Annotated in this window: 12 protein-coding genes and 2 pseudogenes; 8 read left to right on the forward strand and 6 right to left on the reverse strand. The window is 72.4% G+C overall.

Annotation, left to right across the window (positions count from 1 at the left end; translation table 11 throughout):
• Positions 1 to 481, forward strand: a 481-nt coding sequence (locus tag AB0O67_RS33925) for a M1 family aminopeptidase (RefSeq protein ID WP_365458775.1), incomplete at its 5' end; no start/stop codon positions are given.
• Between the two features lie 87 nt (positions 482 to 568).
• Here AB0O67_RS33925 and AB0O67_RS33930 read toward each other — a convergent pair.
• A pseudogene (locus AB0O67_RS33930) lies at positions 569 to 1,122 on the reverse strand (peptidoglycan-binding protein); the annotation flags it as partial.
• A 149-nt stretch (positions 1,123 to 1,271) separates the two neighbouring features.
• On the opposite strand from AB0O67_RS33930, the gene AB0O67_RS33935 reads away from it, so the two are divergent.
• Positions 1,272 to 1,517 carry a hypothetical protein gene (locus tag AB0O67_RS33935; RefSeq protein WP_365458778.1) on the forward strand — a complete coding sequence of 82 codons (246 nt, stop codon included), beginning with the start codon at positions 1,272 to 1,274 and terminating at the stop codon, positions 1,515 to 1,517.
• Between the two features lie 411 nt (positions 1,518 to 1,928).
• On the opposite strand, the gene AB0O67_RS33940 is transcribed toward AB0O67_RS33935, so the two are convergent.
• Entirely contained in the window at positions 1,929 to 2,288 is a 360-nt protein-coding gene (locus AB0O67_RS33940; RefSeq protein ID WP_365458781.1) for a hypothetical protein, read from the reverse strand.
• Between the two features lie 305 nt (positions 2,289 to 2,593).
• Between AB0O67_RS33940 and AB0O67_RS33945 the strand changes: the two genes are divergently transcribed.
• Positions 2,594 to 2,923 carry a YchJ family metal-binding protein gene (locus AB0O67_RS33945; RefSeq protein ID WP_365458784.1) on the forward strand — a complete coding sequence of 110 codons (330 nt, stop codon included), beginning with the start codon at positions 2,594 to 2,596 and terminating at the stop codon, positions 2,921 to 2,923.
• 22 nt (positions 2,924 to 2,945) lie between these two features.
• On the opposite strand, the gene AB0O67_RS33950 is transcribed toward AB0O67_RS33945, so the two are convergent.
• On the reverse strand, positions 2,946 to 3,647 hold the full coding sequence (locus tag AB0O67_RS33950) for a FadR/GntR family transcriptional regulator (protein WP_365458787.1): 702 nt from the start codon (positions 3,645 to 3,647) through the stop codon (positions 2,946 to 2,948).
• A 141-nt stretch (positions 3,648 to 3,788) separates the two neighbouring features.
• Here AB0O67_RS33950 and AB0O67_RS33955 point away from each other — a divergent pair, with 141 nt between their 5' ends.
• The 3 genes and pseudogenes from AB0O67_RS33955 to AB0O67_RS33965 all read left to right on the forward strand — a co-directional run.
• Positions 3,789 to 4,316, forward strand: coding sequence for a gluconokinase (locus tag AB0O67_RS33955; RefSeq protein ID WP_365458788.1), 528 nt, complete (start codon positions 3,789 to 3,791; stop codon positions 4,314 to 4,316).
• 41 nt (positions 4,317 to 4,357) lie between these two features.
• Positions 4,358 to 5,755, forward strand: a complete 1,398-nt coding sequence (locus AB0O67_RS33960) for a gluconate:H+ symporter (protein WP_365458791.1) — start codon at positions 4,358 to 4,360, stop codon at positions 5,753 to 5,755.
• 44 nt (positions 5,756 to 5,799) lie between these two features.
• A pseudogene (locus AB0O67_RS33965) lies at positions 5,800 to 6,100 on the forward strand (SDR family NAD(P)-dependent oxidoreductase); the annotation flags it as partial.
• 44 nt (positions 6,101 to 6,144) lie between these two features.
• Here AB0O67_RS33965 and AB0O67_RS33970 read toward each other — a convergent pair.
• The 3 genes from AB0O67_RS33970 to AB0O67_RS33980 all read right to left on the reverse strand — a co-directional run bounded on the left by AB0O67_RS33970 (position 6,145) and on the right by AB0O67_RS33980 (position 8,570).
• Positions 6,145 to 6,777 carry a cytochrome b/b6 domain-containing protein gene (locus AB0O67_RS33970; protein ID WP_365458794.1) on the reverse strand — a complete coding sequence of 211 codons (633 nt, stop codon included), beginning with the start codon at positions 6,775 to 6,777 and terminating at the stop codon, positions 6,145 to 6,147.
• On the reverse strand, positions 6,761 to 7,486 hold the full coding sequence (locus AB0O67_RS33975; RefSeq protein WP_365458797.1) for a molybdopterin-dependent oxidoreductase: 726 nt from the start codon (positions 7,484 to 7,486) through the stop codon (positions 6,761 to 6,763). Before AB0O67_RS33975 ends, AB0O67_RS33970 begins: the two co-directional genes overlap by 17 nt.
• A gap of 133 nt (positions 7,487 to 7,619) precedes the next feature.
• A complete protein-coding gene (locus AB0O67_RS33980; protein WP_365458800.1) occupies positions 7,620 to 8,570 on the reverse strand; it encodes a hypothetical protein in 951 nt (316 codons plus the stop codon).
• A 344-nt stretch (positions 8,571 to 8,914) separates the two neighbouring features.
• Here AB0O67_RS33980 and AB0O67_RS33985 point away from each other — a divergent pair, with 344 nt between their 5' ends.
• Positions 8,915 to 9,823 (forward strand): DMT family transporter, encoded by a 909-nt coding sequence (locus AB0O67_RS33985; RefSeq protein WP_365458803.1) that lies wholly within the window; start codon positions 8,915 to 8,917, stop codon positions 9,821 to 9,823.
• A gap of 34 nt (positions 9,824 to 9,857) precedes the next feature.
• Positions 9,858 to 10,367 (forward strand): NUDIX domain-containing protein, encoded by a 510-nt coding sequence (locus AB0O67_RS33990; RefSeq protein ID WP_365458806.1) that lies wholly within the window; start codon positions 9,858 to 9,860, stop codon positions 10,365 to 10,367.
• The last annotated feature ends 3 nt before the right edge of the window (positions 10,368 to 10,370 follow it).

The raw sequence follows: 10,370 nt of genomic DNA on the forward strand, positions 1-10,370 counted from the left end.
GCATCAGTGGTTCGGCAACAGCGTGTCCCTCGCGGACTGGCGGCACATCTGGCTGAACGAGGGGTTCGCGAAGTACGCCGAGTGGCTGTGGTCGGAGCGCTCGGGCGGACCGACCGCGCAGCAGCTCGCGGCCGCCGCCCACCAGGTGCTCTCGGGGCAGCCGCAGGACCTGAGGCTCGCCGATCCCGGACGCAAGTCGATGTTCGACGACCGGCTGTACCAGCGGGGTGGGCTCGTGGTGCACGCCGTGCGGTGCGCGCTGGGTGACGAGGCCTTCTTCCGGATGCTGCGGGGCTGGGCCGGGCAGCATCGGGGCGGTGCGGTCACCACGGCGGCGTTCACCGCGCACGCGGCCCGGTTCGCGTCCGCGCCGCTGGACGAGCTGTTCCGGGTGTGGTTGCAGGAGCGGGCCCTGCCGCCGTTGCCGGAGCAGGACGTGCGCATTCCCGTCCGGCCCTCCTTCCCGCCGAGCGACGCCTGAGCCCGGCCGGGGCCGTCCGGGCACACGTGGCCCGCGACGACCCCGGGCTCCCCGGGCACCCGCCATCAGCTCACCGGAGAGTACGGCTCAGGTGTTCGGGACCCTCAGTCTGTCCCAGCTGGACTTGCCCGGGATGCCGTCCGCGTCCTTGCCCTTGAAGCCCAGCTTCTGCTGCCAGGCCTGTAGGAGCGGCGATCGGCCTCCGTCCATTCGGGGCTCGGGCCCTCCTGGTAGCGGTCGCACCCCTCCGCGACCAGGCGGCGGCCCATCGCGGTGATGATCGGGGACTTCTGGCCGACGTGGAAGAAGCCGCCGCCGGGGAAGGGTTCGTACCTCGGCCCGGGCTGGGGCTGCGGCTTGGGGTCCGGCGGCTGGGGCTTCCCGCCGAGCCGGTCCGCTATCCGCCTGCGCATGCTGTCCATCGTGAAGCCGCGCGGGTCCACCTTGCCGGGCTGCCACTCCTTGTGGCCGATGACCGAGCGTTCCGACCAGCCGTGGTGGCGGCAGATCGCGGCCGACACCTTCTCGATGGCCTCCTTCTGCGCCTCCGGCCACGGGTCCTTGCCGTTGCCGAGGTTGACGCACTCGAAGCCGTAGAAGTGCCGGTTGCCGTCGGTGTCGGCCTCGTTGTCCGCCGGCAGCTTCGACTCTGTGGTGGATCATCACGCCGTTTCGGTCCGTCGGGCGGCCCGGGCCGGCCGGGGGGGCGGCCGGTGGCCGGGCCCGTGGCGCGAGGGCGGTGTGGAGCCGGGCGTGGTGGTAGTCCACCCAGACGCCCTGCCGGGGCGCGGTGCGCGAGCCGAAGGTCCGCGGAGTTCTTCGCGCCGCCGAGCCAGCCGCCGGTTCGGCGGCTCCTGCACGGTGGTCTGGGCCGCGACCGGACCCGCCTTACTTCGGCACCGGCAGCGAGTCCGAGGTCGAGGTCGGGGGAAAGGAGCCTAGCGCCTGGGACGTGAAGCTCCAGCCCGAGGACTTCCTGCCGAAGGACGACCTGGACGTCTCCGGCGTACCGACCGCCGACGAGCTGGACCCGTAGCCGGTGACGTTGATGCCGCGGCCGGCGACGAGCAGGCCGTCGAGGACGACGCGTGGGCGCTCGTGCGGGGCGCACTGCTCGGAGACCGCGCGGACGTTGAGGGAGCCGTTCCCGGAGCCCGCGCCGACCCAGCCGCACGGCGAGTACGAGGTCGGCGTCCGCTACACCGTGGGCCGCACCGAGCCCGGGCGAACCGGCCGGCTTCCGCTGACCGCGCCGGTCCTGCGGCTTGACACCGGGTTCTTCTCCCTTGCCGCCGGCTTCCTGCTCCGGCCTGGCTGCCTCCTGCTCCGCCCTGTCGGCCTGCGTTCTTGGGCTCGGGCGTACGGGACCTGGCGGCCCGCTCCCTGCGCTTGCGCCGTCGCTGCTCGGCCGACTGCTCGGAACTGTTGTCCCACGTCTGCGAGTTGCTCACCGGGTCACCTCCCCGCGGCCGCTCAGCCCGTCGTGCACCGCGCGCGCCAGTTCCTGCCCGAGGCGACGGGCGGTGAGGCCGGCGGGCAGGGGCGGCAGCCCGGACAGCGCGTCGAGCGTGACCGGGCCGTCCGTGGCCAGCGGCACCCCGCGTTCCCGTACCAGCCGGGTCAGCTCGTGTTCGAACTCCGTGGAGACCCGCTCCGCGTCGACGCGGAAACCGTGCAGGGCGAGTTCACCGATCTCCACGCGGATCACCGCAGGATCGCTCGCCGAGTGCCGGTTCGCCGAGGGCCGCGGCATCGACGTCCCGGTCCCCGCGGGCCCGGCCGTCGAGGGCTCCTGGGTCACACCCATCCCCGGACCTCCGTCGGCGTCAGGGACCGCTCCAGCTTCAGGTACTCGGTACGCGCCGCCGCGAGCATGTGCCGCATCTGCAGGCGGTCGTCCTCCTCGGCGGCCAGGAACGCCCCGGACGGGTGGCGAACGCGACTCGCACACGATGTGCGCGTGTCGGGACAGGTGATGCACACAATCCCCACACGTCGTGGTGCAGCAGAATGGAGCACATGTCCCGACGCACCGGCCGTTCCCGCGGCCCACGCCCCGCCGCTCCAGTACACCACCCGGAATGTCCGTGCGGTCTTGCGGAGACATACGAGATGTGCTGTGGCCGATTCCTTCGGGGTGAGACCGCGGCGCCGACCGCCGAGGCGCTGATGCGCTCGCGCTACACCGCCTTCGTCCGGCGCGACGAGGGGTACCTGCTGCGGACGTGGCATCCGCGCACGCGCCCGGCGCGGCTCGGCCTCGACGCCGGGACGCGGTGGACGGGTCTGGAGATCCTCGACACGAGCGAGGGTTCCGCGTTCCACAGCACGGGGACCGTGACGTTCCGGGCGTCCTTCCGGGGCGGCGCCCTGCACGAGCGCAGCCGTTTCGAGCGGGTCGACGGCTCGTGGGTGTACGTCGACGGGGAGTTCCTCGACTGAGCGACGCCGGCCGGCGAAGGCCCTACGGCGCGAGGACGTCCAGCTCCTGGAGCGCGCCGAGGGTGATCTCCCGGGTCAGCTCCTGCGCGCGCACCGCGTCGCCCTCCCGCACCGCCTCCGCGACCTGGACGTGCAGGGTGACGGCGGCCGGATCGGGGTCCTCGAACATCACGTCGTGATGGGTGCGGCCGGCCAGCACCTCGGCGACGACATCACCGAGGCGGGCGAACATCTCGTTGCCGGAGGCGTTGAGGATGACGCGGTGGAAGGCCACGTCGTGTATCAGGTAGCCCTCCAGCTGGTGCCCGCGCGAGTGGGCGACCATGCCGAGGGCGCACTCGGTGAGCTCGGCGCACTGCTCGGCGGTGGCGTTCCGCGCGGCCAGCCCCGCGGCGACCGGCTCCACGGCGGAGCGCAGCACGGTGAGGGACCGCAGCTGGTGGGGGCGGTCGGCGCCGGCCAGCCGCCAGCGGATGACCTGGGGGTCGTAGACGTTCCACGCGGACCTGGCGCGGACCGTGACGCCCACCCGGCGGCGGGACTCGACCAGGTGCATCGACTCCAACACCCGCACCGCCTCGCGCATCACCGAGCGGGAGACGTCGAAGCGCTGCGCCAGTTCGTCCGTGCGCAACACACTGCCCGGGGGGTACTCGCCCGCCGTGATCTCGGGGCCGAGGGTGTCCAGTACACGGCCGTGCAGCCCCCGGCCCATCGTGCTCATGCACTCAGCGTACGGGGCGGATCACGCCCCTAAAAAGTCAGACTTATTCATCACAGACTCTTGAATTCGTCGTACCTAATAGGTTTCATTTGGCCGACGTCGGATGCGACGTCGTATGTCGAGGAAGACAGCGAGGCAGTCATGCGTACCCCCCACGTCGTCGTGGTGATGGGCGTCGCGGGCACGGGCAAGACCACGATCGGTCCGCTGCTCGCCGCCCGGCTCGGCGTCCCCTACGCCGAGGGCGACGACTTCCACCCGCCGGCCAACATCGCCAAGATGTCGGCCGGTACCCCGCTCGACGACGCGGACCGGTGGCCGTGGCTGGATGCCATCGGCGCCTGGGCCCACGAGCGGTCCGGGCTGGGCGGGGTGGTCAGCAGCTCGGCGCTGAAGCGGTCCTACCGCGACCGGCTCCGGGCCGCCGCACCCGGGATCGTGTTCGTGCACCTCACGGGTGACCGCGAGCTGATCGAGGACCGGATGGCACACCGGCAGGGCCACTTCATGCCGACCGCGCTGCTGGACTCCCAGTTCGCCACGCTGCAGCCGCTCCAGGCGGACGAGGCGGGAGTCGCGGTCGACGTCTCCGGCACCCCCGAGGACATCACCGCGCGCGCGGTGACCGCGCTGGACGCCCTCGACCCGACGTCGCCCTCGGCGCCGTAACACCCCCTCCCCCCCATCCCCGTATCTGCAAGGGAACCCCCGTGACCAGACTCAGCGTCGAGATGCTGGCGGCGGACCCCGTCGAGCCGATCACTTCGGCGGGACACGCGCAACTGGGCATCGCGGTACTGGCGGGCATCGCCGTCATCGTCGTGCTCATCACCAAGTTCAAACTGCACGCCTTCCTGGCGCTGACCATCGGGTCGCTGGCGCTCGGAGCCTTCGCCGGCGCGCCCCTCGACAAGGTCATCACCACCTTCACCACCGGCCTCGGCTCCACGGTCGCCGGCGTGGGCGTGCTGATCGCGCTGGGCGCGATCCTCGGCAAGATGCTCGCCGACTCCGGCGGCGCGGACGAGATCGTCGACACGATCCTCGCGAAGGCGAGCGGGCGTTCGATGCCGTGGGCCATGGTGCTCATCGCCTCGGTGATCGGCCTTCCGCTGTTCTTCGAGGTCGGCGTCGTGCTGCTGATCCCGGTCGTGCTGATGGTCGCCAAGCGCGGCAACTACTCGCTGATGCGGATCGGCATCCCGGCGCTCGCCGGCCTGTCCGTGATGCACGGCCTGGTCCCGCCGCACCCCGGTCCGCTGGTCGCGATCGACGCGCTCAAGGCCGATCTCGGCGTGACGCTGGCGCTCGGCGTGCTGGTCGCCATCCCGACAGTGATCATCGCCGGCCCGCTGTTCTCCCGGTACGCCGCCCGCTGGGTGGACGTCCCGGCGCCGGACCGCATGATCCCGCAGCGCGCGTCCGAGGAGCTCCAGAAGCGCCCCGGGTTCGGCGCCACGCTGCTCACGATCATGCTGCCGGTCATCCTGATGCTGTCCAAGGCGCTCGTCGACATCGTGATCGACGACCCGGAGAACACCACGCAGCGTGTCTTCGACGTGGTCGGCTCCCCGCTGATCGCCCTGCTCGCCTCCGTCCTGCTCGGCATCTTCACGCTGCTGCGGCCCGCCGGGTTCGCCAAGGAGCGCGTCTCCGGGCTCGTGGAGAAGGGGCTCGCGCCCATCGCGGGCATCCTGCTGATCGTCGGGGCGGGCGGCGGCTTCAAGCAGACGCTGATCGACACCGGCGTCGGCCAGATGATCCTGGACATCTCCAAGGACTGGTCGATCCCGGCGCTGCTGCTGGCCTGGCTGATCGCGGTGGCGATCCGGCTGGCGACCGGTTCGGCGACCGTGGCGACCGTCTCGGCGGCCGGTCTGGTCGCGCCGCTCGCGGTCGGCATGTCGACCGGTGAGACGGCCCTGCTGGTGCTTGCGATCGGCGCCGGTTCACTCTTCTTCAGCCATGTCAACGACGCCGGTTTCTGGCTGGTGAAGGAGTACTTCGGGCTGACCGTCGGCCAGACGATCAAGACCTGGTCGGTGATGGAGACGATCATCTCGGTGGTCGCGGGCGCCCTCGTCCTGCTGTTGTCCTTGTTCATATAGGCCCTGTGGCCGCCGGGCCATGTCAGGAGTACGACAGTACGACGATGACGGCTCACCCCCTCTTCGACATCGGCGGCCGGATCGCCCTGGTCACCGGCTCCGGCCGGGGCATCGGGCATACGCCGGCCGACGTCCGCACGGCGGTGTTCGACGTCACGGACGGCGCGTCGGTGGCCGCCGGGATCGCCGAGGGCGAGGAGCGGGTGGGCCCGCTCGGCATCCTGGTCGACAACGCGGGCGTGCAACTGCGCCCCAGTTCCGGGGGTTCACGGACGTGGACTGTGGCACCGCGTCCTGGACACCAACCTCACCGGCGCGTTCCTGGTCGGCCGGGAGGCAGCCCGGCGCTGCAGGACTTCGCCCCGGACGCCGCCCGGGACCCAGGTCCCTCAGTCCCCTGAGTGGCGCCACAGGGAGTGCTCCCGGTCCGCCCACTCCCGGCCCACCTCGCCGGTGCGCATCCCCCGCCGGGCCTCGGGGTCCGCGAGCGCCATACCGATGTGGCCGGCGAGGACGATGCCGAGGGTGAGGGCCAGCCAGTCGTGGACGAAGGTCGCGCTGGTCCGCCAGACCAACGGGGTGAGGTGGGTGAACCACATGATCAGGCCCGTGCCCAGCATCACCAGCGTCGCTCCGGCGATCCAGGCGGCGTAGACCTTCTGCCCGGCGTTGAACTTCCCCGCCGGGCGTGCCGAGTACCGCTCGTCCCGGCGCAGGGCGGCCCGCAGCCAGACCCGGTCGTGCGGGCCGAAGCGGTTCAGCAGCCGCAGGTCGGAGCGGAAGGCGCGGGAGGCGAGGCCCAGCAGGACGGGCACCGGCAGGGCGAGGCCCGCCCACTGGTGGACGGTGACGACTAGGGCGCGGCGGCCGACGAGCTGCGCGAGCTCGGGGACGTAGAGGCAGGCCGCCGTCAGCACGCACACCCCCATCAGGGCGGCGGACGTGCGGTGCACCCACCGTTCGGCCCGGCCGAACCGGTGGACGCGGGTGGCCCGGGCGGGCGCGTCAGCTCGTAGGCTCATCGTCGCGTCCGTTCGAACGGCCGACCCAGGCGTCGGTGTCGTAGCCGCGTTCCTCCCAGTAGCCCGGTTCCACGTCCTCGGTGACGGTGATCCCGGACAGCCACTTGGCGGACTTGTAGAAGTACATCGGCGCGACGTAGAGGCGGACGGGGCCGCCGTGTGCGTGGCTGAGGTCCTCGTCCCGCATCCGCAGGGCGACCAGGACGTCGGCGCGGCGGGCCTGGTCGAGGGTGAGGCTCTCCGAGTAGGTGCCGTCGAAGCAGGTGAAGCGAATCGCCTTCGCGGTGGGGCGCACGCCGGCCGCGTCCAGCAACCGGGACAGCCGGACACCCTCGAAGGGGGTGTCGGGGACACGCCAGCCGGTGACGCACTGCACGTCCCGGATCATCCGGGTCTGCGGCAGGGAGCGCAGCTCGGGCAGCGTGTAGGCGCGCGGCCGGTCGACCAGGCCGTCGACGGTGAGGCGGTAGGAGGTGGCGTTCTTGCGCGGGACGGAGGCGGCGACGGAGTAGTAGCGGAAGCCGCCGCCGTTCGGGAGCAGGCCGGTCAGGCCGGTGGGGTCCTTGTCGGCGGCGCTGCCGAGGAAGGACTCCAGTCCGCGTTGCAGGGTGGGCGCGGCGACCACGCCGAGAGCACCCAGGCCGAGGGTGCCGAGCAGGACACGGCGGCCGATCGGCCGGCCCTCCTGCTCAGGTTGTCCGGAGTTCACACGTCCATTCGAGCACCGGGGCGGGCGAACGGGCCAGCGATCGGGCCGCCCGTCAGAATTCCGTAACCACGACGTGAGCCCGAAGGCCGGCCAGTCGTTCGGTCCGTACCGCCGACCGCGAACGCGTCGCGAGTCACGCCACGCCCAGGGTGCGTTCGCGGGCCTCTCGGAACGCGGTGCTCGGGTCTTTGGACGGGTAGGACCAGGGCTCCGGCGTCGCGTGGTCGCCGATCCGCTCCAGGAGGGCGGCGGCCTCGGCGGCGCGCCCCTCGCAGCACTTCGCGTGGGCCAGATAGTTGAGGTCGACCAGTCGGCGGGGGTGGCCGTCCTGCTCCCATTCCAGCCACCAGTCGTAGGCGGCCTCCAGCGCCTGCCGGGCCAGACGTCCGCTCCAGTGCGCCGAAGCGGCCGGATCGGCCGCTTCGAACCCCCCGGTGGCCAGTACGCGGTACCGCTCGGCGTGCGCGACGACCGGCAGCACGGCGAGCGGGGAGTCGGCCGGCGCCTGCTCGGCGGCCAGGTGGGCGAAGTCGTACACCTCGTGCAGGGGGTCGGGTCCGGCGGCGGCGCGGCGCTCGGCGAGCCGGGCGACCATGAGGTGGTGGGCGTGGTGGTGGTCGGCGTACCGCGTCCGGACCTCCGCGAAGATCCGTACCATCTCCCGCCGGCTGCCCAGCGTGCGCTCCAGCAGGAGCAGGCCCAGCCAGGGTGTCGGGTCGGCGGGGGCGAGCGCCGCGGCGTGGTGGCAGGCCTCGCGGGCGCGGGCCGGCCGCTCCTTGCCGCGCAGGGCGCGGCGCGCCTCGGCCAGGGCGAGCAGCGTCGCGGCGTCGGCCGAGACCGGCTCGGCGAGGAGCCACTCCGCCGCCCAGGCGGCGCTGTACGGTTCGAGCGCCAGGACCGTGATCCGGTGTCCGCGCCGGTCCCAGTCGTCGCCGGTACGCGCGAGCAGGGAACGGGCGGTCTGCCATCGCCCCTGCGCCAGTGCGGTCCGCGCGGCGACCAGCTCGGTGTCGTCGAGGGCCGCGTCGAAGGCCAGGTCCGCGGGCCCATGGGTGCGGCCGGGGGATGGCGGGGGTAAGGACAACGCGGAACTTTCCTCGGGCAACGGTGCCGGTAGTCGGCTGATCTCGGACAGCCAACCCATAGCCAAGGCTCATCGTCAAGCTTTGCCGCACCTCCGCCGGCGTCAACCCCACGTCTCGCGCGGGGAGTTGGTGCAGACCAGAGGCGAGTGGATCTTCCGCTGACAGGGCTAGTGTGACGTACGTCATAGCGTCATGGCATCGGCCCCCTGACCATGGCAGGAACGTCACGCCACAGTTCCGGTCCCCCACCGGCCGCCGTGACCCGACGCGACCGTCTGACGCGGTGCGCCGCACCGCCTCCGCCGCGGTCCCCACACCCCCCATGATCATCGAGGTAGCCAGCTTGTCGGTCCTGGTTCTGGTTCTCGCCGTGAGCGCCGCCTGCTGCCTGGGCTTCGGCTTCGTCCTGCAGCAGAACGCGGCCCAGCACGCGCCCCGCGCCGACTTCCTCTCCCCCCGGCTGCTGCTGGACCTGATGAAGGTGCCGAGCTGGCTCGGTGGCATCGCGCTGATGGTCGCCGGCATGGGCCTCGGCGCCGCCGCGCTCGGTCAGGGGCAGCTCTCCCTGGTGGAGCCGCTGCTCGCGACCAACCTGCTCTTCGCCCTCGGCCTGTCCCGCCGCCGGACGGGGCGGCCGCTCGGCCGCCAGGGCTGGGCGGGCCTTGCACTGCTCGCGGGCGGCGTGATCACGTTCATCGTGGCCGGTGAGCCGCGCGCCGGGGCCGCGGTCGCGGATCCGCAGCGGCTGTGGATGATCATCGGCGCGATGGTGGGCCTCGCGATCCTGCTGACCATGCGAGCCAAGCGCTCCCGGATGAGCTCGGCCCCGGTGCTGCTGGCCCTGGCGGCCGGCCTGCTCTACGGCGTGCAGGACGCGCTGACGAGGGTCAGCGGCGACCGCTTCGCCGCGAGCGGCCTGGCCGGGCTGCTCACCTCCTGGCAGCCGTACGCGGTGCTGCTGATCGGGATCACCGGGCTGATCCTGGTGCAGAGCGCGTTCGAGACCGGGTCGCTGTGCAAGTCGCTGCCCGCCCTCACCGCCGCCCAGCCGCTCGCCGGCATCATCTGCGGCGTCGGCTTCCTCGGCGACCGGCTGCGGATGGACGCCGGCGCGCTGGCCTGGCAGGCGACGGGTCTCGCGGCCGTGGTGACGGGCATCGTCCTGCTCGGCATGCACCCGGCGATGCCCCGTGGCGCGGTGGTACGGGCGACGGTGCCGGTCCCCGCGCTCCAGGGCGCCACGACGCGCTGATCCACCGGGCCGTCCGGGCTGCTTGGATGGCTCCATGAGCGCTGCTGACGAGATCCTCGACGTCGTCGACGAGCACGACCGCGTGATCGGGCAGGCCCCGCGCGGGGAGGTGTACGAGCGCGGTCTGCGGCACCGCTGCGTGTTCGTCCAGGCCCGGGACGCCGAGGGCCGGGTGTTCGTGCACCGCCGCACGCCGACGAAACTGGTCTTCCCCTCCCTCTACGACATGTTCGTGGGCGGCGTGGTCGGCGCGGGCGAGTCCTACGACGACGCGGCCCTGCGCGAGGCCGAGGAGGAACTCGGCGTCAGCGGCCTGCCCCGCCCCTCGTACCTCTTCAAGTTCCTCTACGCCGACGGCGCCGGCCTGAGCTGGTGGTCCGCCGTGTACGAGGTCCGCTGCGAGCTCCCGGTGAGCCCGCAGGCCGAGGAGGTCGCCTGGCACGACTTCCTGCCCGAGGAGGAGGTGGCGCTGCGGCTCGGCGAGTGGGAGTGGGTGCCGGACGGACTGGCGGCGTACCACCGCCTGGAGGCGCAACGGCGCTGAGCG

The organism is Streptomyces sp. NPDC086077 (assembly GCF_040686175.1).
GTDB lineage: Bacteria > Actinomycetota > Actinomycetes > Streptomycetales > Streptomycetaceae > Streptomyces.